Raw genomic sequence first — 21,994 nt, forward strand, 5'->3', positions numbered from 1 at the left:
TTAGTAAAATTATCAACTTAAAAATAAGCTACTAAAAGGGGTAAAAGTGGGGGAATTAAGTAAAGAATTAACAAACGTTACAGTTTCTTCCATATTTGGAACGTACATATTTGAATCTCCTATAATTTTTTACTCCTGGCTTATATTCCACTTCTTCTTAAACGCATATATGACAATTTTCATAATTAGAGCAGTGCTTGATTGGATTCTGCTGCTTGCTCGCAATTATCATCCTCGCGGACTCGTATATGAACTTATTAGAATTGTGTACTACATAACAGAACCACCTTTGCGTTTTATTAGACGACTTATTCCTTCCAGTATGCGTTTAGGTGGAATTAGTTTGGATTTAAGTTTTATGATTTTTTACTTCCTGCTAATTGTTTTAGAAATTTGGATTTAAATATTGGATTTAAATATTGGATTTAAACAGCAGAAATAATTAAAAATATTTTATTAAATGTAAAAATTTTAGAAAATAAAATAATCCATAGTGATATAAGTAAAGTATCTATAGAATATAATAAAAAATTAAATATTACTTGTTATAAGTTAAGTGAGCTTTTTGACCTAATCTTCTGCGGGCGTGATAGCATTTAAGAGGTATATCAAAGAGCTGCGTCCCCAAAAGCGAGGTGTAAAGATATGGCTCTGTTAACGCCTAAAGATATTCGAGAGCATACCTTCCAGATTGTGCGTTTCAAAGGAGGATACGACGTCGACGAGGTTGACGAGTTTCTCGATCAGGTTACAGAAACAATAGAAGCGCTCGGTCAGCAGGCCGTGCAAGGACTTGGGGCTTCCACACAGTCTCTGGGTTCAGATGTTGCTGGTCTTAACACTAAGATTACTGAGTTAACAGATAAGGTTAATTCTCTTACAAAAGAAAATGAAAATCTGCGTGCTGCTGCAAATAAGCCTAACGATAATCACAATGATGTTACTGCTGCGAAACTTGCTGAAGCTGAAGAAAGCAACCGTGCTCTAGCATTGCAGAATCAGCAGCTTAAAGAGCAGCTGGATGGCCTTGGTGCTCAAGTTGATCAGCTTACAGCTCAGGCAGCTAAATCTGATAATGATAAGAAGCTTGTTAAAGAATTGGAAGACGTTACTCGTGAACGTGACGACTTCCGTGCAAGCAGCGAGACACTCGGCCGTGAACTTGAGACTGTACGTCAGCAGCTTGTAGTTACCCAGCAGGAGAACGTAAGGGTGAATGAGCTTACTCAGCAGTTAGAGGAGTCTCGTCAGCGTGAAGAGCAGCTTCGTCAGCAAGTTGCTAAGTTGGAACCAAATACTGAAACTGGTAGCTTGCAGAAGATTGCTGGTGCTGGTGCTGAAGTTAGTGGTTCGGAGCCAGAGCGTGCTACTGCAATGTTGACTCTTGCAATGCAGCTTCACGATCAGTATGTAGATAAGGGCAAGGCTAAGGCTCAGCAGATTGTTGAAGAAGGCCAGGCTCGTTACAACGAAACTGTTGCTAAGGCTGATGATTATTCTGCTCGTACTCGTTCTGAGGCTGAAGAATATAGCAAGCAAACTCGTGACGATGCTGATGATTATTCTGCTCGTACACGTTCCGACGCTGATGCTTATGCAGCACGCGCTCACAATGAGGCTGATGCTTACTCTGGTAAGGTTCGTCAGGCTGCAGATGATTACGCTAAGCAAGTGCATGATCAAGCTGATCAGTATGAGTCTGAAGTACAGCATCGTGCCGCAGAGTACGACTCAACAACTCGCACTGCTGCTGATGCTTACTCACGTCAGGTTCATGAGAACTTGGATAAGCAGACCAAGGTTATCGAAGGAAATATTCAGAGCCTTAAGCAGTTCGAAAGTGAATATCGTGCTCGTTTGAAGGACTTCTTGGGTCAGCTTGTTGCTCAAGTTTCTGACGAGAATGCGTTTGATAACTTAGGCAAAGATGATAAGCAGGAAGAGAATAAAGAAAATTAAGTATAGCTTAGTTTTTGAGCTTTACTTATAAGTTTATTCCCTTAAAGATTGGATAAACATTGGCGCATAGAGATGTGCGTGTGAAACGGCTGCGTACGCGCGCAGCCGTTTTTGCACTTATTGTAATTGTTGGGCTTGTAATAGATCGAGCTACTAAAGTGTGGGCTCTTGGAGCGCTTCAATACGGAAGGCAGATTTTGTGCATTCCTAATTTCCTCTCGCTCGCTTTAGTTAGAAATTCCGGAGCTTCATTTGGATTAGGATCAAGCTTAACTTGCGTAATTAGTATTTTGGCCATTATTGCTTGTAGTGCTATGCTTGCGGCGGTTCGTCGAACAACATCTTTGCAGTGGACTATAGCATTATCGCTTGGATTTGCTGGAGCTTTCGGAAATCTTATCGATAGAGCTACTTATGCTGAAAATTTTTTGGACGGCAAAGTTGTTGATTTTATAAATTACGGATGGTCTGTTGGCAATGTTGCAGATATTATTTTGGTATTTGCAGGATTGTGGTTTGTTGCTCTTATACTTTTCGAAACTCCATTTTATGCCGACGAAAAAGATGATAAGACAGAACCCGTAGATTCTAACCAACCGGAAGATATAAACGAATCAGTAGAGAGCAGCAAGTAGAGAGCAGCAGAAAGTATGGTTCATAGTATGCCAGTTCCAGAAGAATTGGTCGGTTGTCGTTTCGACGTTGCAATATCGCAGTTACGTAATATTTCTCGTTCAAAAGCGAGCAATCTTATTTCGCAAGGTATAGTAAAACTTTCAAATCGAAAAGCAAATAAATCGGCAATTCTTCTAGATACTGACGAGATAGTATTTTTCGAAACCCTGTCGAAAACTGTAAGATCTGAAGTTAATAAAACTGAAGAATCTACTACTGAAGAATCTACTACTGAAGAATTTGCAGAATCTAAAAATTCTTACGAAACTCAAGAATGGCAAAATATTGAGCAGAGTATGACCATTGCTTACGAGGACGAAGATATTGTTGTAATTGATAAGCCTGTTGGCATGGCTGCTCATGCTGCAAGCGGATGGTGTGGTCCTACCGTAAATGAAGCGTTAAAAAAACGCGGAATTAAAATTACTACGACTCTTGGCGAAGCAAATAGGCGCGGTATAGTAAGTCGTCTTGATGTTGGAACAAGCGGTCTTATGCTTGTTTGTAAAACCGATATCGCTTATACGGTTATGAAACAGCAATTTGCTCAGCACAGCGTTATTAAAACGTATCATGCTCTTGTACAAGGTGACTTAAGTCAAGACAAAGCTACTATTGAGGCTCCAATTGGACGCGCAAAAGTATCTGATTTTCGTTTCACTATTACTTCTGATGGCAAACCTGCTGTAACGCACTGGGATGTTCTTGAGCGTTTCGGAAGAGCTACTCTCGCTAGTGTTAATTTGGAAACTGGTCGAACTCATCAAATACGCGTGCACTTTACTTCTATTGGACATCCGCTAGTCGGAGATTCTATGTATGGTGCAAACCCAGTTTTGGCTAAAAATCTTGGTTTAAGCAGACAATGGTTACATTCTATGGAACTTACTTTTACGCATCCTACTACCGGTAAAACTGTTACGTTAAAGTCGCAGTATCCTTCAGATTTGCAACACGCTTTAGAAGCCATGCGAGCATTGTCAAAATAGCATTTTTGATTTTAGAGGTCAACTTTCGCTTATAGAATATCATCTATGAGTCAGCCGGAAACCAATTTTGTACATTTGCACAATCACACGCATTATTCGTTGCTTGATGGTGCGTCAAAAATTCCTGATTTAGTTAATCGTGCTAAAGAATTAGGTATGCCGGCTGTTGCTATTACCGATCACGGCAATATGCATGGTGCGTACGAAATGTGGAGTACGGCTGTAAAGGCTGGTATTAAGCCGATTATTGGCATTGAAGCCTATGTTACTCCTGAAACTGCAAGGCAAGATAAGAGCCGAGTGCATTGGGGCACGGAAGAGCAGCATTCGGATGACGTTTCTGGCGGTGGTTTGATTACGCATATGACTTTGTGGGCGCAAAACGATGAAGGTTTAACTAATCTTCTTAAAGCCTCATCTGTTGCTAATCTTGAGGGTCGTGTTATGCGCTACCCGCGTATGGATAAGGAAGTATTGTCAACTTATTCTAAAGGAGTTATAGCGTCTTCTGGCTGTCCTTCTGGGATTATTCAGACGCGTCTTCGCTTAGGCCAGTTTAAAGAAGCTTTACGTGCTGCAGGCGAGTTTCAGGATATTTTTGGGCGAGATAATTTCTTTATTGAGCTTATGAATCACGGTCTTTCTATTGAAACGCGAGTAACGAAAGACTTGCTTGAGATTGCGAAAAAACTTAACGCTCCTCTTCTTGCTACAAACGATTTGCATTACGTTCATGAGGAAGATCGCGAAGCGCAGGATGCTATGCTTTGCATTAATTCAGGCTCGCGTTTGGATGACCCGGACCGTTTTAAGTTTGACGGTTCTGGTTATTATCTGAAGTCTGCTGAGCAAATGCGCGAACTTTTTAAAGAACTTCCTGAAGCTTGCGATAATACTCTTGAAATTGCTCGTCGCTGTAACGTTATGTTTGATGACGGTGAAGATGGCGCTTTTATGCCGCAATTTGACTGTCCGGAAGGTTGGGATGAAACTTCGCTATTCCTTAAAAAAGTTGAGGAGGGTTTGGAGCGTCGTTACAACAATAACGTTCCGATGGAAGTTTTAAAGCAGGCTGATTACGAATGCGGTGTGATTTGCCAAATGCAGTTCTGCGGTTACTTTTTAGTAGTTGCAGACTATATTAACTGGGCTAAAGCTCATGGAGTGATGGTTGGTCCTGGTCGTGGTTCTGCTGCAGGAGCAATGGTTGCGTACGCAATGGGCATTACTGAGCTTGATCCTATGAAGCACGGTCTGATTTTCGAACGCTTCTTAAACCCTGAGCGAGTATCTCTACCAGATATTGATGTTGATTTTGATCCTGATGGTCGTGCGAAAGTACTCGAGTACGTGGGGGAAAAATACGGAAGAAATAAAGTTGCTCAGTGTGTTATTTACGGAACTATTAAAACGAAGCAGGCTCTTAAAGATTCCGCACGTATTATGGGATACGAGTTTTCAGTAGGCGAAAAAATTACTAAAGTTCTTCCTCCTGCTAAAAACGGCAAAGATATGAGCTTGCATGATATTTTTGACGAAAAATCAAAACGTTACGCTGAAGCGCGCGAGTTTCGCGAAATGTACGATACGGATCCAGATACTCATCGTATTACGGAAGAAGCAAAAGGTATTGAAGGTTTGATTCGTCAAACCGGTGTGCATGCTTGCGCAACAATCATGGGTTCTGAGCCAATCACAAACACTTCACCGCTTTTAGAGCGCACTGATGGTACCATTACCACAACTTTCGAATATCACACTTGTGAGACTCTCGGCCTTGTAAAAATGGACTTTTTAGGTCTTTCTAATTTGACTGTTATTCGCGATACTTTACAAAATATTGCAAATAACGGTAAAGAGCCTATTGATTATACTAAAATTCCGTTAGACGATAAGCCTACTTATCAACTACTTTCTAGGGGAGATACTTTAGGCGTTTTCCAGCTTGATTCCGACGGTATGCGCGCGCTCCTGCGTACGTTAAAACCAGATAATTTCAACGATATTTCGGCTTTAATTGCACTGTATCGTCCTGGCCCTATGGATATGGATTCGCATACGAATTACGCTAAGCGCAAAAACGGTTTGCAAGATATTATCCCAATTCATCCGGAAGTAGCAGAACCTCTTAAGGAAGTTTTGGACGAAACGTACGGTCTTATTGTTTATCAGGAGCAGGTGCAGTCTGCTGCGCGTATTTTAGCAGGCTATAGTCTTGGTAAAGCAGATGTTTTGCGTCGAGCAATGGGCAAAAAGAAGCCAGAAGTGCTGGCAAAAGAGAAAGTTCCGTTCTTCCAAGGTATGAAAGAGCACGGTTATTCTCAGGAGGCAGCTCAAGCAGTTTGGGACGTACTAGTACCGTTCTCTGGTTACGCGTTTAATAAAGCTCATTCTGCGGCATATGGTTTGATTTCATACTGGACTGCGTATTTGAAAACGCATTATCCTGTAGAATTTATGGCTGCTTTGCTTCAAAACGAGCGTACAAATAAAGACAAAACCGCACTTTACTTGGGCGAAGCTAGACGTATGGGTATTCAAGTTTTGCAGCCGGATGTGAACGAGTCTGTGCTTGAATATTCAGCAGTTGGAGATGTTGTGCGATTTGGCTTGGGCGCTATACGTAATGTTGGAGACAAAGCTGTTAACGATATTATCTCAGAGCGTAAAAGCGGTAGAGGCAAGTTTGTTAATTTTATGGATTTCATTAAGCGAGTGCCATTTACCGCACTAAACCGACGCTTAGTTGAATCACTTATTAAAGCTGGAGCTTTTGATTCAATTGATTCAAATCGTCGCTCATTATTCCAAATTTGCTATCCTGCAATTGATTCTATTATTGCGCTTAAACGCAAGCAGGCAGAAGGGCAATTTGATCTTTTTGAAGATTTAGATAATTCGTCTGATTCTTCTGACGCAAGTAATAATGGCATGGGTGATATGCAAGTTACTGTGCCTGATGTTGAAGAGTGGGATAAGAAGACCAAGCTTAACTTTGAGCGAGAAATGCTGGGTTTGTACGTTTCGGATCATCCATTAAGCGGATTATCTGCTGTTCTTTCAGATTTGCGAGAAATGTCTATTGCTCAACTCATAGATAACGCAAAAACTATGGGAGATGGTCAGAATGTGACGCTTGCTGGCTTAGTTACTAGCGTTGATAGACGTTTGTCTCGAAAAGGTAACGCTTGGGCAATAGTTACTTTGGAGGATATGGAAAGCTCAATCCAATGCATGTTCTTTGGAAAAGTTTATGAAGCTTCAGCTAAAGATTTGGCTATAGATCAGGTTGCTCGTATTCGAGGACAGATTGAAGTTCGTGACGAAACTGTTTCGCTTAGAGTTACAGAATTTGAGATTCCAACACTAGAATCAGTAGATGAGCGTCCGCTTACTATTGTGCTGCCGCGCGTAGCTTTGGAACGTTCTAGGGTAGAAGAGTTGAGGAATATTCTTAACCGTCACCCTGGGTGCTGTGAAGTGCATTTAGCGTTACTTGATGATTCTGGAAAAGCGCAAGTATTGACTTTAGGTGACAATTTCCGAATAAAACGAGATACGTCACTATTTGCAGAAATGAAGATTGTATTCGGTCCTAGCTGTTTACCAAGCGTTTGAAAAGGAGAGAAACTATGGAAGATAAAAAGAATAGTAACGAAAATTCTGATAAAAATATTCGCGCATCCTTTACTGATGCTGAGCTAGAAAACGCGCTTGCTGATTTTGAACGCGAATTTAATTCAGATAACCAAAAATCGGAAGAAAATAAAACTGCAAGTAATGCAGATAATTCCTCAAAACTGTCCTCAAACTCTAGCGGCAAGTTTTCAGAAGATAGCATTGATGAAAATGATATTAACGATGCCATGAATAAATTTGAGGAAGCTGAGTTTAAAGAAGATTTAGAAGAGCTTTTAGGCAAAAAAGCTAAAGCCGCTGTAATCTTAGCACACGTGGATAATTGTGAGATTCTTGCTGCTCTTTGCAAACTTGCTGGAGTATCGGCAGATTGTTTTACTGAGGAAAACGGAAGCGTGGCTGTTTTGCACAATTTGCAAAATGATGAGCCAGAAATTGCTATTAATAAATTCATCAAATATTTCAAAGGTATTGAAGGCTTACTCATAGTAAATCGCGCTAATAGATTAGAAGCAAAACTTTATAAGTACAAAGTTCCAACTCAAGATATGGTTGCTCCAATGGTATTATCAATGTTTTCTGATCGCGTAGAGGATTTACTTATAGGAGTAGCTACTTTGGAAGATCTGAAGAAGCAAGATATTGAGATTATAAATAGTGACTTATTAAAAAAATCTGATATTCCTGGAATCTTCAGTAAATACGGTAAATATTTTAATCACTGATAGTATCTAGTAAATATTTAGCGGGAATTTAGTGGAAATTTATTATTCTATTTTTCTTCTAATTTCATTACAAGTAGGTAAATTCATGCATTTTTACGTGCGTGTACCTTAGTTAATAGGTGATAATAAAAATAGATCTTAGTAATTTTTATATGCTTAGATACTTGTGAGATTTTATAGAAGACACTATGCATAGGAAACGAGGGTAAATCATGGATAGGCAACAAGAGTTCGCACTGCGTACTGTTGAAGAACGTGACGTTCGTTTTATTCGTCTCTGGTTTACTGACGTGCTTGGCACGCTTAAATCTGTAGCTATCGCTCCTGCAGAATTGGAAGCGGCTTTCGATGAAGGAATTGGTTTCGACGGATCTGCCATAGAAGGTATGACTCGCGTGCTCGAAGACGACATGATTGTTAAGCCAGATCCATCAACCTTCCAAATTCTTCCATGGCATGGAGGCCCAGAAGGCACAGCGCGAATGTTCTGCGATGTGCTAACTCCTGATGGTGAGCCTTCGCTAGGAGACCCTCGTCATGTGCTTAAGACTGCGCTCGCAAAAGCGAAAGAAAAAGGATTTACTTTCTACGTGCATCCTGAAATTGAGTTTTATTTGTTCGAAGCTCAGGATGATTGGTCCAAAGCGCCTGTGCCTATTGATGAGGGCGGTTACTTTGATCACGTTCCTAGAAGCTCGGCAATGGACTTCCGCCGTAATGCTGTAAGTATGTTAGAGCAGATGGGTATTTCTGTAGAGTATTCGCATCATGAAGGCGGTCCTGGTCAGAACGAGATTGATTTGCGTTACGCTGATGCGCTTACTACCGCGGATAATATTATGACTTTCCGTACGGTAGTTAAGGAAATTTCGCTTGAGCGTGGAATGTACGCAAGCTTTATGCCAAAGCCGTTAACTGATCAGCCGGGTTCTGGCATGCACACGCATTTGAGTCTTTTTGAAGGCGATACGAACGCTTTCTATGAAGCTGGTCAAGAGTTTAATATGTCGCTTATTGCGCGTCAGTTTGCGGCTGGTATTTTGCATCACGCTTCGGAAATTTGCGCTGTAACTGATCAGTATGTGAACTCGTATAAGCGTTTGTGGGGTGGTGCGGAAGCTCCTAGCTACGTATGCTGGGGTCATAGTAATCGTTCTGCGCTTTTGCGTGTACCGCAGTACAAGCCAGGTAAGGGTAATTCTTGCCGAATGGAGTTTCGTGCGTTGGACCCTGTGGCAAATCCATATCTTGCTTACTCTGTGCTTTTGGCTGCAGGTTTGGATGGTATTGAAAAGCAGATGACTTTGTGCGATCCGACTAGTGACGATGTGTGGGAGCTTACGGATGCTGAACGTCAGGCAATGGGTATTCAGCCGCTTCCGGAGTCTTTGGACGAGGCTTTGAAGATTATGGAGCGTTCAGACTTTGTGGCTAGCGTATTAGGTGAGCATGCTTTTGAGTACTTCTTGCGCAATAAGCACCAGGAGTGGGAAGAGTATCGTCGTCAGGTTACGCCTTTTGAGCTGGAGAAGTATTTGCCGAGGTTGTGATTTTGTGGATTTGTTAACTGCGGATCTGTTGATTGTTGATTTGATGTTTCTGTGAACTGCGGATTTGTGATTTTGCGGATTTGCTAGATGCGGATTTGTTGATTGATAATTGATGGTTTTAGGATCGCTGGGAGATTACATTTCTTCCAGCGATTTTTTTATACATTCTTTTGCTCCAATCGTGAGAGAGTTGTCTCACGATTGGAGGGTTTGTTGTTGCGCAGCGCTCCAATTGTGAGAGGACTGTCTCGTGTTTGGAGCGTGTCGTTGCGTACTTTGCTCCAATCGTGAGAGGACTGTCTCGTGTTTGGAGGGTTTATCTTCGTAATTTGCTCCAATCTCGAGAGCCTTGTCTCGTGTTTGGAGCGTGTCGGTGTGTGTTTTGCTCCAATCGTGAGAGCATCATCTCGCGTTTGGAGGGTTTGTTGTTGCGCAGCGCTCCAATTGTGAGAGGACTGTCTCGTGTTTGGAGTGTGTCGGTGTGTGTTTTGCTCCAAACGTGAGAGGACTGTCTCGTGTTTGGAGTGTGTCGGTGTGTGTTTTGCTCCAAACGTGAGAGGACTGTCTCGTGTTTGGAGGGTTTATTTACGTCGGTTGCTCCATTTGTGAGAGAGTGTTCTCGTGAATGGAGTTGTTGATTAGATTATTTGCTCCAATCGCGAGAGCACTGTCTCGCATTTGGAGGGTTTAGCATCGTTATTCGCTCCAAACGTGAGAGCTTTGTCTCGCTTTTGGAGCGGAGTTTATTTTTAAAATCAAGTAATTTCAAATCCAATGGTGCATTGAAATTAATTCCTTATTGTTTATCTTTACTTATTTATATATAAAAAAATTAATTTTTTGTAAAAAAGTGGGGAATTTTGGTGAGTTGTGGAGTAAGATGGTGAATCACGTGCATGCGGCATCGTGCATCGTGATTAAGGAGGTGGAGAATGGTGCGTAGCAGTGACCCTAAAAAGTCGCAGAATAATGCCGACTTCTCCTCAAAAAACCTTCGCAACAATCACGATTTTCTAAATACTGAAGCTGCTACTGAATCTGCTAATCAGTCTGCCGGTCAAACTCCTAATCAACCTTCTAATCAACCTGCAGAGCAATTCGCGCAAACTTCTGAATCTACTGCAAATCAGCAAACGCAGATGCCACTGCCATATGCTGCGCAGCAAATCCAGCAGCCTAATGCGCAATCTTTCCAGCAGTATCAGCCTTATTACGGGAATACTCAATATGCTCAGATGCCAGCATTTTCGCCAGTAATTCCGCAAATTTCGCAAATGACAACGCAGCTGCCTCAGCAGATTTTGCAACAAAACTTGCAGCAGCCTGTGCTTTCCAGCGAGCAATTAACGCAAAATTCGGCTTTTACCTCCACTCCTTTGCCGATTTCCGCCGCGTATGCTCCTCAAGCTCAGGTTGCTGCTCCTTCTACTTACGCTGTTTCTGCCGCGCAAGCACCTGTTTCTGCAGCACCAACCGCACCCGCCGCACCAACCGCACCCGCACCTGCCGCACCAACCGCACCCGCACCTGCCGCACAAGCCTCCACCGCACCAACCGCATCCGCCTTTTCCGCACCTGTTCTACTAGGCACATATACGCCAAAAATTGATGCAAAAGGTCGTGTGGCTTTGCCTGCAAAATTCCGCTCTCAACTCGGTCAGGGTTTTGTTATGGCTCGTGGTCAAGAACGTTGCGTGTACGTGCTTCCTATTTCCGAGTTTCAGCGTATTACGTCGCAAATTCAGAGGACTTCCATGAGCAACAAATCTGCTCGAGATTATTTGCGCGTGTTCCTTTCTGGCGCTGTTGACGAAGTCCCAGACAAGCAGGGTCGCATTGTTGTTCCTACAATGCTTCGCAATTACGCTAATTTGAGCGAAGATATCGTAGTTATTGGCGTTGGTACTCGCGCAGAAATATGGGATAAGTCTGCTTGGGAAGATTACCTTTCTGATCGTGAGCAAGATTACGCTGATATTGCTGACGACGTATTGCCGGCGGTGATGTGATGACTGATATTTCAACTATTCACGCTCCGGTTTTGCTTAAGGATTGCGTTAATTTAGTATCTCCCGCATTGCAACACGATGATGCAGTTGTAGTAGATTGCACTCTCGGCCTCGCTGGTCACGCTACTGCGTTTCTTAAATCTTCTCCGAAGGCGAAGCTTGTAGGCATTGATAGAGATAGCGAAGCGCTTGGTTTAGCTACTGAGAGAATGCGTCGTGAAGGTTTGTCGGATCGTTTCATACCAGCTCATGCTGCTTTTGATGAGATTGATGAAGTTCTCGCAAATAACGGTATTGATTTTATTGATGCTGCTTTTATGGATTTAGGTCTTTCGAGTTTGCAGATTGATGAGACTGATCGCGGCTTCTCTTATTCTCACGATACTGAGCTTGATATGCGCATGGATACTACACAAAGTACTACTGCCGCAACGATTTTAGCTAATTATGATGTTCATGAGTTGTCTAAGATTTTCCGCGAGTATGGCGAGGAGCGTTTTGCTTCCGCAATTGCGCGCAAGATTGTAGAAACAAGGGATATTCAGCCTCTTGTTTCTTCTGGTCAGTTGGTTAGCTTAGTTGATTCCGTTATTCCAAAGGCTCATCGCGCTGCTGGTAATCCTGCTAAAAGAGTGTTCCAGGCGCTGCGTATAGAAGTTAATGGTGAGTTGGATAAGCTTTCGCGCACTCTTCCAAAAATTGCTTTACGTTTGCGCAAAGGTGGCCGTTTGGTTGTGGAATCTTACCATTCTTTGGAAGATACAACTGTTAAACGTTTTATGAATCAGGGTTTAAAAGTTGATGTTCCAGCTAATATGCCTGTAATTCCTTCTGATGCTCAGCCGTTCTTTGAATCTCTTACTCGTGGCGCAGTGAAGGCTTCTAAAGAGGAGATTGCGAATAATACGCGTTCTTCTTCTGTGCGTTTGCGTGCTGTTTCGCTGTGTAGAGAAATACCAGATAGGTGGGTTAAGCGTTTTGATGATGAAGCGCGCGGTTTTATCAGTGCTACTGGTAGTTCTCAGCGTGCTGTTCGCAGACAGGGGGGTAGGTGACATGACAGTTTTGAATTCTCGTAATTCTCGTAATTCTCGTATTGTTCCTTCTTCTTCTGCTCCTGCTGGAAGAAGAGTTCAGATTAAGTCTGATAGAAAAGAGCGTTCTGTTTTTTCTGCTCCTGTTTCTTCTAGTGTGTCAGATCGCGGATCTTCTAGTGTTATGAAGCGTTTGCATAAAGTTGTTGCGTGGAGTAATACTCGCAAAGCTCCTCTTCTTAATTTTGTTGTGATTGTTCTGTTCCTTCTTATTACTCTTTCCGTTTCGTTACTTTTGCGTACGCAGATGGCTGAAATTTCTTTTGAACAGTCTGCAACTCAATCGCGAATTGTTAGATTGCGACAAGATGTTGAAACAACTCAAGCTCAGTTAGACACTTTGGAGGCAGGTCTTCCTGCAAAAGCCCAAGAGATGGGCATGGTTCCTCAACAGAATTCTATTTCTATAGATTTGAGCGACTATGCGAAAAATAAGTCTGTTTCGGGCAATCAGCAGCAAGCCCAGCAGCCGCAGCAAAAGCCGCAGCAGCAACAAAAGCCGCAGCAGCCGCAGCCGCAACAACAGAAACAACAAACACGTCCAAATAATTCAGTAAAACAGGAGAAACATTGATGCGCCATTCAATCAGACAACGTTTCGCCCAATGCGACCCATTTGTACGTAAATGCATAGTCGTAGCAGTAGTATTCGCTATGCTAGGCTCATTTGCAGTTATAAAGCTGAGTTTTATTCAACTTGTTAACGCTCGTTCCACAGCTCAGGCTGCGCAGGCGGAGCGCAAGCGAGTTCGACCAATTCTGGCTCGTCGCGGTAGAATTCTTGACACAAACGGTTCTGTACTTGCTCAAAGCGTTGAACGTTACGACATTATTGGCGACCCAATGAATGCTCAGGCGTTTACTCCAACTCCGTGCACTAAGCAGACTTCTCACAACTGCCAGTCTATTAACGGAAAGCCGGTAGAGGGTACGGGAGCGTTGGCTGTTGCAAGACTTTTGGCTCCGGTTCTTAATATGAACGTTATGGAACTTGGTGGAAAATTGGCTGATGGCGGCCGATATGTTGTGCTGAAGCGTAACGTTACTCCGGAAGTAAAACGTGCTATCGATGCTATGAATCTTTCTGGATGCATTTATGCTGAAAACAGTAGTCAGCGAGTGTATTCTAGCAGCCATATTCTTGGCTCTATTATTGGCGGTGTTACTAGCGCTGATCAAAGTCGTAGAGACGATGTTGATAAAACCAAGAAGGGCGAAGTTGGCGATTCCGGCTTGGAGCTTACTCAAGACAAAATTTTAACGGGCGTTGACGGCTATCAGAGCTACCAAGGCAATAATGCTGGTAGCGAGAGAATACCTGGAACTCCTACAGAATCAAAGCCTGCTGTTAATGGCAACGATATCAAGTTGACTATTGATAGTGATGTTGATTGGTATGTTAAAAAAGTTCTGTTAGATGGCAAAGAAAAGTATCATGCCGCATGGGGTGTTGCAGTAGTTCAGGACGTTAAAACTGGCGAAATATTAGCTTTGGAAGATACTGACAGTATTGAAGCTGGAAGTCCTGATGCGAAGACTAAAGTTTCAAAAGCTGTAAGCCAAACTTTTGAACCTGGATCTGTTGGCAAGACTTTCGCTATGGCAGGTATGTTGCAAACTGGCGCTCATAAGATTACAGATCCGTTTGCTGTTCCGGGATCTATTAATAAGGGTAAGCAGCAGTTTAGAGACGCAATTGACCATTCTGTTAAGCATTGGACTCTTGCTGGTATTCTTGCTCAATCTTCTAATGTTGGTATGGTTCTTGCTGGAGAAAAGTATCCTGTAGATAAGCGCTACGAGTATCTTTCAAAGTTTGGTTTTGGTAAATACTCAGGAATGGGTCTAAGAGGAGAATCTCAAGGTTTGCTTCCTGATTACAAAACTTGGGATGGTAGAAAGAAAGACACTGTTCTTTTTGGACAGGGCTATGCTGTTAACGCTTTGCAACTTACGAACGCTATGGCAACTATTGCGAATAAGGGTGTAAGACTTCGTCAGTCAATTGTGAAGTCGGTTATTGACCCTTCTGGTCATGTAACTCCTGCTTCTCATCGTGAGGCTACTCGTGTTATTGACGAGAATGTTGCTAATCAGATGATGAACGCTCTTGAGAATTCTGCTGAGCATTACAATAAGTTCGTTGGCATAAATGGATATCGTATTGCTGCTAAGAGTGGTACTGCAGAAGTTGCTGGCTCTGGCGTTGGCTTGACTTCTATTATTGCTGACTGGTCTGGAGTTATTCCTGCAGATAATCCTCGATTTGCTATCAGCGTTATTCTTAAGGACCCAGAAGGCATGTATGGTGGTATTACAGCAGGTCCTATGTTTAAGACCATTGCTGAGTTTTTGATGCAGAAGTATGATATTCCTGCTTCTGCTCCGCGCAATGATGCAGTTCCAGTTGAATGGTAGTTTAAGAACAGGTGAGGTGCTTGTATGGATGCTTTAGATGAGTATTCGCGCATAAGGGTAACTCTCGGGTTTGCAGCTAAGCGCTATGGTTTTGAAGTTGTGCCTGCTTTTGCTTCTGGGGTTACTATTACTTCTCTTGTTGACGATGTGCGCAACGTGCGTCCGGGTTCTTTATTTGTTCCTTCTGGTCATGTTGATAGGCGACAGCTTGAGGCTGCTAGAGATGCAGGAGCTTATGCTGCACTTGTACCGCCAGAATTTTATTCTGAAGCAGCAGATTTAGGGATGCCACTTCTTATTTCTGCGGAAAATCCTGTAGCTTTAGGGAAATTAGCAAGCGATATTAATTCTGATCCATCTTCTTGCGTAGCGACTTTTGCAGTTGCCGGTTACGATGATGATGAAATTCATGCAAATGTCATACGTTTAGCTGATTTTTTGCATATGCTTGGCAATCCTGTAGGTATTATTAGCGATGCTGGCTCTAGTTCTTTGCAGCGAGAGCTTAATTTAGATTATCCTCTTGGAATTGCCGAAGTACAGCATACTTTGTCAGTATGTGCGGAAGATGGTGCAGCTGCTGTTGTTATAGCGTTGACGCCTGCAACGTTACGTAAGAATGCGCTTCAGTGTGTAAATATTGATGTTGTTGGAGTCGAAAAAGGTGAGGATAAAGTTACGGAAGATGCTCTTCAGCGTGACGAGTATGATTTCGATGCATTATCTAATTCTTCTGCCGTAAGTGAAAGCAAAAACAGTGCTGGCAGTAGCGCAAACAGTAGCGCAAACAGTAGCGCAAACAGTAGCGCAAACAGTAGCGCAAAAAGTAATAAAAACAGTATGAATACTGAGAATTCTGATATTCGCGCTATAGACGCTTATAAGATTATTAATGCTGAAAATGATGCCGCTCGTAGAAAATTATCTCTCTCTTCCGGCGCATCTTTTAACACTATGAACTTATCTTCTAATGCTTCTCGTCCTTCGTTGAGTTTCTACTCTCTGCGGCAGCGTTATGGTTTTGAAAGTAGAGATCACGAGTATTGCGTTACTCGTTCTAACGATTCGGATGAGTTGGCTGCATTAGCTGATCAAATTAGTGGCAAAGATATAAAAAGGCATGTTTCTTTGTCCATTGCAATGGTTCTTGCTGCCGGAGTTCGTCGTGGAACAATTAAAAGCGCTTTGCGAGTATCGCATGAGTTGCGTTAATTTCGCATTGTTTGGAGGGACAATATGAGTTGCTGTGATAAGAAGTCATGCGAAATGATGGCAATGAGTTTGAAAGAGGTTGCTAAAGCTGTTGGCGGCGATTTAAGAGTTTCTAATGGCACTGATGTTAATTCATTAGTTGCTACTTCTGCTTGTAGCGATTCGCGTGAAGCTCACGAAGGTTCAGTTTTTGTAGCTATTGCAGGAGAGCATGTTGACGGGCATGATTACGTTGAAAAGGCAGCAAATTTAGGTGCTGTTGTAGCTCTCGTTGAGCATAAGGTTAAGCTTTCAGATGGAGTTTCTATTGCGCAGATTATCGTCGATGATTCTGTTAAAGCTTTAGGATTGCTTGCAAAGCATAATCTTGAACGTCGTAGAGCAGCTGATGATCCTTTTACTATTGTTGGTATTACAGGATCTGTTGGTAAAACTACTACCAAAGATATGTTGCACGATTTGCTCAGTACTGTTGGTAGCACTGTTGCTCCAGTAGGCTCTTTTAATAATGAGATTGGTTTACCTCTTACAGCTTTACACGTTAATTCTCATACGCGGTTTTTAGTTGCAGAAATGGGAGCTAATCATGTTGGTGAGATAGCTGGGCTTACTCGTATTGCTCCTCCTGATATTGCTGTAGTTCTAAAAGTTGGGGTTGCGCATTTAGGAGAGTTTGGTTCTGTAGATCGCATCGCGCAGGCAAAAAGTGAGATTGTGCGGGGTCTTGTGCCTCACGGAATTGCTGTTTTAAATGCTGACGATATGCGAGTATCTAATATGTCTCATCTTGTTGATGATGGCAATGTTCGCTGGTTTGGTCGTGAGTTAATTGACACCGGTCTACTGCCAGTTCCTGAGAATTCATATCAGATTTTCGCAAGCGATATTACTTTAGACGATTTTGGTTTGCCGGTTTGTAAGATAACTGTACATAACGAATCTGGTAAAACTGAGTCTGCATCTTTGCATCTTGCCTTGCACGGTGAGCACAATATTATGAACGCACTAGCTGCAGCAAACGTAGCATATTACTGTGGTATGTCTTTAGAAAAGATTGTTGAAGTTCTAAGTAAAGTTTCGCATATTAGCCCTCATCGTATGCAATTTTCTAAAGTTTCTGCGAATAATCGTAGTTTTACTTTGATTGACGACTCGTTTAACGCTAATCCTGATTCTATGAAAGCAGGTATTGACGGCCTGTGTGCTTTTGAACATTCAAAAGATTCTAGTTCTTCTGATTCTAATAGTTTATTCCGCATCGCAGTATTAGGCTCTATGCTTGAGCTGGGCGGCGACGAGTATTTGCTGCACAATAATATCGGTGAGTATGTTGCTCAGCACAATGTTGATGCAGTAATAGCTGTTGGTTCCACTGATTCTAATGAGCTTGATTGTTTGGCTGAATGCATAGCAAATGGTGCTCGTAAAGCTTGGAATAATAAGATTTTGACAGCCAATGACGCTATTTTCTTTGTTCATAATGATTCTCAAGCTAATGATATTGTTTGGGATTTGGTAGATAAGCATCCTAATAGTGTTGTTTTGTTGAAGGGATCGCATGCTTCTGGTTTGAGTGCTTTAGCTGAGCGTTGGGCTAAATTGATGTCGTGTTAAGTAGCAAGTAATAAGATAGAGTTAAAAGCACTAACTGGGCAAAATAGATTACAGCATACGGAGGTTAAGCGGTGATTGCGCTTATTATTGGAATTGTAGTGTCGCTTGTAGTTACCATAGTTGGTACACCTATGCTAATTAAATTAGTTCATCGTTTGCACTATGGTCAGTACATTCGTCAGGACGGACCGCAATCTCATATGATTAAGCGTGGTACTCCAACTATGGGTGGAGTAGTTATTAATCTTTCTGTTGTTGCTGGTTGGGCTGCTTCAGCATTGTACCGATATTTATCTGCTGGTAGAGCACCTTCCTGGTCGGCTGTGCTTGTTCTGTTCGCTATGCTTTCCATGGGTTTGCTCGGTTTTATTGACGATTTTGCGAAAGTGCGTAAAAAGCAGAATCTTGGACTTTCAGTTCGCGCTAAGTTTATTGGTCAGATTGTTTTCGCTAGCGTCTACGCTTTTTTGGCGCTTATGTTGCCTACTCAATCTGGTATTGCTATTGCGCAGGCTGGTATGAGTTTTATTGAGCGTCCTTTTATTAACTTCTACGTTTTTGGTACTTTTGTTGGAATTGTTGTTTTTATTATTTGGGTTAATTTCCTTATTGCAGCATGGTCAAATGCTGTTAATTTGACTGACGGCCTCGATGGTTTAGCTTCCGGATCTTCTATGATTGCTTTCGCTGGCTACGCTCTTATAGCTTTTTGGGAAAGCTATCACGTTCGTGGTGGAGGCCATTTTGGTTTCTCATACGCTGTTTCTGACCCTCTTGATTTAACTATTATTTCCGTTTGCGCAGCTGTAGCTTGCTTTGGATTCTTGTGGTTTAATTCGAATCCTGCGCAAGTTTTTATGGGAGATACTGGTTCTTTAGCTTTGGGTGGCTTGTTCGCAGCTCTTTCGATTGCTACTCACACTGAATTTTTGGCTGTGATTTTGGGCGGCTTGTTTGTTCTTGAAGCTATTAGTGATGTTATTCAAGTTGGCTTCTTTAAGATGACTCATAAGAGAGTGTTTAAAATGGCTCCTATTCATCATCATTTTGAGCTTCTCGGTTGGCCAGAGACGAAAGTTGTTGTACGTTTTTGGATGATTGAGCTTATGTTTGTTCTTAGCGCTTTGATGATGTTCTATGCTGATTGGGCTGGCCGATCTGGATTACTTATTTAAGACTTTTAATAGTATTAATATTTTTATAAAACCGGAGGCTAGTGGCTATGAGTAGTGATACGAATTGTGAATATTCTTGCGATTTTCCTTATAAACGCGTTTTGGTGGCTGGTCTTGGTGTTTCTGGCCGTGGTGCTGTAGAAGTTCTTAAAGCTGTAGGATCTATTCCTGTAACTGTTGATGAGAATAAACCTGAGGCTGATATCCACGATTTTTCTGATATTAATTGGTCTCAAATTGATGCGGTTGTCACTTCTCCAGTATTTAATCCTAGAACACCATTTTTAGTTCAAGCTCGTGAACACAATATTCCGGTAATGAGTGAAGTTGAGTTAGCTTGGAAAGTGCGAGTGCCTTCTAAACGCTCCAATAAGCCTGCGTTATGGGTTGGTATTACTGGAACTAATGGAAAAACTTCTACTACAGAAATGACTTCCGCTATGCTGTGTGCTTGCGGTTTTAATGCTCCTGCAGTCGGTAATATTGGTAAATCTGTTTCTAAAGCTGCTCTTGATTGCGAATATGATGCTTTGTGCGTAGAGCTAAGCTCATTCCAGCTTCATTTTACTGATGATTTAAGCTTAGACGGTGCTGTTATTACTAATATTGCAGCAGATCATTTGGATTGGCATGGTGGAATGGATGCCTATGCTAGTGACAAATCGAAAGTATTTAATTCTGTTAAAAAGGTTCTTGTTTATAATGCGCAAGATAGTCGCGTTAAGAATCTTGCTATGGCAGCTTCTATTTCTTCTTCTTGCAAAAGAGTTGGTTTTACTCTTGACAATCCTTTGCCAGGAGAAATTGGTGTTAGTGACGGCTGGATTGTAGATAACAGTGGTGTAGCTGGCAATGAGGTTGGGAATCCTACTCGCATTGTTAAGCTCAGTGAATTAAAGCATTTATGCGAGCCAGATGGCACAGTTTATCCTCATCTGCTTGCCGATGCGCTTGCTGCTTTAGCTCTTTCGCTTGGTGTTAGTTGCAATTTAGAAGATTCTGTTAAAGCTTTATGCGAATTTACGCCAGGTGGTCATCGTATTCAAACAGTTGCTACTCTTGAGTCTAAAGATAAAATAGCTGCTCACTCTATACGATTTGTTGACGATTCGAAGGCAACTAATGCGCATGCTGCTAAAGCTTCGCTTTCTAGTTTTGCTGATGGTTCTGTTGTTTGGATAGCAGGAGGACTCGCGAAAGGTGCTCATTTTGAGGATCTTCTTTCGTCGCAGAATAAAGTTATGAAAGCTGTTGTTGTTATTGGATGCGATCAGAAGCGTATAGTTGAGGCTCTTAAGTCTTGCAAAGTTCGTATTCCAGTAACGCTTATTTCTTACGATGGTTCTAAATCTACTGTTTTGCCGTATGTAACGGATGAAGTGTTAGAACAAGTTGAATCTGAAGAAGCTCATAGTCATAATTCAGCTTATGGTGAGGCTGTTATGCATGCTGCTGTTGAAGCTGCAGCATCGTACGCTGGTGAGGGTGATGTTGTTTTGCTTGCTCCAGCTTGCGCTTCTATGGATCAGTTTATTTCCTACGCAGATCGTGGCATTCGTTTTGCTAAAGAATCTCAACGATGGGTAAAGAATCATGAAGTTCAACAGTAAAAAGTTTTTGCAGAAGACTTCTGACAAGAAAAATTCTGCGAAATGGTTACGCGGTGTTAAAAGTTCGCTTGTTTCATCTCATACTAAAAAAGCTTCATCTTTTGGCCAGTATGTTGGAATGAGAAGTCTATTTAATCCACTTTGGTGCTTGTACGGACTGAGAATTTCTGTTGCTATTCTTTCCGTATTTGGATTATTTATGGTTTTTTCTAGCTCTTCAGTAACTATGATTACGTATGGAGTTGCTCCTTGGGGGCAAGGAATCAACCAAACTTTATACTGCATAATTGGATTAATAGGTTATATAGTAGCTTCAAAACTTCCAGTAAGTTTTTATCAAAAACGTGTTGTAATTATTTATGCTGTTGCTACGGTATCGCAGTTTCTAACTTTCGTTCCTGGTTTAAGGCGAGAAGTTAACGGTAACGCCGGTTGGATTGCTATAGGACCTTTAACATTGCAGCCTGCTGAGATTACAAAATTAGCTTTATGTATTTGGCTTCCTGTATCTCTGCTCATTGCAAAACAAGCGTATGATCGTGTGCAAATGAGAGCCTATATTCCTCCAATACTTGGCTTGGGATTATCTTTACTGCTTGTTATAGCTGGTAAGGATCTTGGTACTGCATTAATTATTATTATTATTGCTTTGGTTGCTTTTTATATTGGCGGATTTCCAACAAAATGGTTGGTTGGAACTGTTTTAGTTGCTGCTGTACTTGTTGCTCTTCTTGTTTTAACAAGTCAGAATCGTATGAGACGTATTTTAGCTACTTTGCACGGTTGTGATGCAAAAGCAGCTAAAGGTGTTTGCTTCCAGTCTATTCACGCACAATACGCTATGGCTTCTGGTGGATTATTAGGTTTAGGAATTGGTAATTCTCGCGAAAAGTGGAATTACTTGCCTTATGCGCATAATGATTTTATTTTTGCAATTATTGGCGAAGAAATGGGCTTTTTAGTTGCTTCAGCAGTTATATTACTGTACATAATAATCGGATGGTGTTTGCTTTCTTCTGCCATGCAAATTCGCGTTAGACTTGCGTCAATTTCACTTATATGCGTCGCTACTTGGATTGTAGGGCAAGGTTTGATTAACATTCTTGTTGTTGTTCAAATACTTCCAGTTATGGGAGTTCCTATGCCGTTCGTCTCAGCTGGAGGCTCCTCTCTGGTTATGTGTCTAGTAGCAATCGGAGTTTCAGACGGTATCATACGAAATAGTCTTAATTTAAAAGCTGGAGCGTAAGATTTAGATAATACTTAGTAATAGTTTATTAAATAAAATTAGACTCGAATATATGAAATTAATAGTCTGATTTAGC

The 21,994-nt window shown here is 41.8% G+C and carries 16 protein-coding genes; all 16 read left to right on the forward strand.

The window, feature by feature from the left end; translation table 11 throughout:
• Positions 1–46 precede the first annotated feature (46 nt).
• The 16 genes from ACPFYS_RS05045 (at position 47) to ACPFYS_RS05120 (ending at position 21,918) form a co-directional block, all read left to right on the forward strand.
• A complete protein-coding gene (locus ACPFYS_RS05045; protein ID WP_427876388.1) occupies positions 47–403 on the forward strand; it encodes a YggT family protein in 357 nt (118 codons plus the stop codon).
• Between the two features lie 242 nt (positions 404–645).
• Positions 646–1,959, forward strand: coding sequence for a DivIVA domain-containing protein (locus tag ACPFYS_RS05050; RefSeq protein ID WP_427876390.1), 1,314 nt, complete (start codon positions 646–648; stop codon positions 1,957–1,959).
• Positions 1,960–2,033: 74 nt separating this feature from the next.
• Positions 2,034–2,594, forward strand: a complete 561-nt coding sequence (locus ACPFYS_RS05055; protein ID WP_427876392.1) for a signal peptidase II — start codon at positions 2,034–2,036, stop codon at positions 2,592–2,594.
• A 15-nt stretch (positions 2,595–2,609) separates the two neighbouring features.
• Positions 2,610–3,623: an RluA family pseudouridine synthase gene (locus ACPFYS_RS05060; RefSeq protein WP_427876394.1), complete on the forward strand. Its 1,014-nt coding sequence runs from the start codon at positions 2,610–2,612 to the stop codon at positions 3,621–3,623.
• 45 nt (positions 3,624–3,668) lie between these two features.
• The gene (gene dnaE / locus ACPFYS_RS05065) at positions 3,669–7,241 is read left to right on the forward strand and encodes a DNA polymerase III subunit alpha (protein WP_427876395.1); all 3,573 of its coding nucleotides are present in this window, start codon (positions 3,669–3,671) and stop codon (positions 7,239–7,241) included.
• 14 nt (positions 7,242–7,255) lie between these two features.
• Positions 7,256–7,987 (forward strand): hypothetical protein, encoded by a 732-nt coding sequence (locus ACPFYS_RS05070; RefSeq protein WP_427876397.1) that lies wholly within the window; start codon positions 7,256–7,258, stop codon positions 7,985–7,987.
• A 212-nt stretch (positions 7,988–8,199) separates the two neighbouring features.
• Positions 8,200–9,537, forward strand: coding sequence for a type I glutamate--ammonia ligase (gene glnA, locus ACPFYS_RS05075; RefSeq protein ID WP_427876399.1), 1,338 nt, complete (start codon positions 8,200–8,202; stop codon positions 9,535–9,537).
• 1,235 nt (positions 9,538–10,772) lie between these two features.
• The gene (gene mraZ / locus ACPFYS_RS05080) at positions 10,773–11,546 is read left to right on the forward strand and encodes a division/cell wall cluster transcriptional repressor MraZ (protein WP_427877669.1); all 774 of its coding nucleotides are present in this window, start codon (positions 10,773–10,775) and stop codon (positions 11,544–11,546) included.
• Positions 11,546–12,601, forward strand: coding sequence for a 16S rRNA (cytosine(1402)-N(4))-methyltransferase RsmH (gene rsmH / locus ACPFYS_RS05085; protein ID WP_427876401.1), 1,056 nt, complete (start codon positions 11,546–11,548; stop codon positions 12,599–12,601). Before mraZ ends, rsmH begins: the two co-directional genes overlap by 1 nt.
• A gap of 1 nt (position 12,602) precedes the next feature.
• Positions 12,603–13,214 carry a hypothetical protein gene (locus ACPFYS_RS05090; protein ID WP_427876403.1) on the forward strand — a complete coding sequence of 204 codons (612 nt, stop codon included), beginning with the start codon at positions 12,603–12,605 and terminating at the stop codon, positions 13,212–13,214.
• On the forward strand, positions 13,214–15,058 hold the full coding sequence (locus ACPFYS_RS05095; protein WP_427876404.1) for a peptidoglycan D,D-transpeptidase FtsI family protein: 1,845 nt from the start codon (positions 13,214–13,216) through the stop codon (positions 15,056–15,058). Before ACPFYS_RS05090 ends, ACPFYS_RS05095 begins: the two co-directional genes overlap by 1 nt.
• A 24-nt stretch (positions 15,059–15,082) precedes the next feature.
• Entirely contained in the window at positions 15,083–16,270 is a 1,188-nt protein-coding gene (locus ACPFYS_RS05100; protein WP_427876406.1) for a UDP-N-acetylmuramyl peptide synthase, read from the forward strand.
• Between the two features lie 24 nt (positions 16,271–16,294).
• Complete coding sequence (locus ACPFYS_RS05105; RefSeq protein ID WP_427876408.1) at positions 16,295–17,884, forward strand: UDP-N-acetylmuramoyl-tripeptide--D-alanyl-D-alanine ligase; 1,590 nt, start codon at positions 16,295–16,297, stop codon at positions 17,882–17,884.
• Positions 17,885–17,955: 71 nt separating this feature from the next.
• Positions 17,956–19,059, forward strand: coding sequence for a phospho-N-acetylmuramoyl-pentapeptide-transferase (gene mraY / locus ACPFYS_RS05110; protein WP_427876410.1), 1,104 nt, complete (start codon positions 17,956–17,958; stop codon positions 19,057–19,059).
• Between the two features lie 47 nt (positions 19,060–19,106).
• Entirely contained in the window at positions 19,107–20,669 is a 1,563-nt protein-coding gene (gene murD / locus ACPFYS_RS05115) for a UDP-N-acetylmuramoyl-L-alanine--D-glutamate ligase (protein WP_427876412.1), read from the forward strand.
• Entirely contained in the window at positions 20,653–21,918 is a 1,266-nt protein-coding gene (locus ACPFYS_RS05120) for a peptidoglycan glycosyltransferase FtsW (protein ID WP_427876414.1), read from the forward strand. The genes murD and ACPFYS_RS05120 overlap by 17 nt, the downstream gene beginning before the upstream one ends.
• Positions 21,919–21,994: the final 76 nt, after the last annotated feature.

This window comes from Gardnerella sp. 2492, from assembly GCF_050320365.1.
Classification (GTDB): domain Bacteria; phylum Actinomycetota; class Actinomycetes; order Actinomycetales; family Bifidobacteriaceae; genus Bifidobacterium.

Bases quoted from the DNA above. Each gene is read 5' to 3' on its own strand.
- mraZ (WP_427877669.1), top strand. From the start codon at position 10,773: ATGCCAGCATTTTCGCCAGTAATTCCGCAAATTTCGCAAATGACAACG.
- ACPFYS_RS05060 (WP_427876394.1), top strand. From the start codon at position 2,610: ATGGTTCATAGTATGCCAGTTCCAGAAGAATTGGTCGGTTGTCGTTTC.
- ACPFYS_RS05090 (WP_427876403.1), top strand. From the start codon at position 12,603: ATGACAGTTTTGAATTCTCGTAATTCTCGTAATTCTCGTATTGTTCCT.
- ACPFYS_RS05120 (WP_427876414.1), top strand. From the start codon at position 20,653: ATGAAGTTCAACAGTAAAAAGTTTTTGCAGAAGACTTCTGACAAGAAA.
- glnA (WP_427876399.1), top strand. From the start codon at position 8,200: ATGGATAGGCAACAAGAGTTCGCACTGCGTACTGTTGAAGAACGTGAC.
- murD (WP_427876412.1), top strand. From the start codon at position 19,107: ATGAGTAGTGATACGAATTGTGAATATTCTTGCGATTTTCCTTATAAA.
- ACPFYS_RS05070 (WP_427876397.1), top strand. From the start codon at position 7,256: ATGGAAGATAAAAAGAATAGTAACGAAAATTCTGATAAAAATATTCGC.
- ACPFYS_RS05095 (WP_427876404.1), top strand. From the start codon at position 13,214: ATGCGCCATTCAATCAGACAACGTTTCGCCCAATGCGACCCATTTGTA.
- dnaE (WP_427876395.1), top strand. From the start codon at position 3,669: ATGAGTCAGCCGGAAACCAATTTTGTACATTTGCACAATCACACGCAT.
- rsmH (WP_427876401.1), top strand. From the start codon at position 11,546: ATGACTGATATTTCAACTATTCACGCTCCGGTTTTGCTTAAGGATTGC.
- ACPFYS_RS05050 (WP_427876390.1), top strand. From the start codon at position 646: ATGGCTCTGTTAACGCCTAAAGATATTCGAGAGCATACCTTCCAGATT.
- ACPFYS_RS05100 (WP_427876406.1), top strand. From the start codon at position 15,083: ATGGATGCTTTAGATGAGTATTCGCGCATAAGGGTAACTCTCGGGTTT.
- ACPFYS_RS05105 (WP_427876408.1), top strand. From the start codon at position 16,295: ATGAGTTGCTGTGATAAGAAGTCATGCGAAATGATGGCAATGAGTTTG.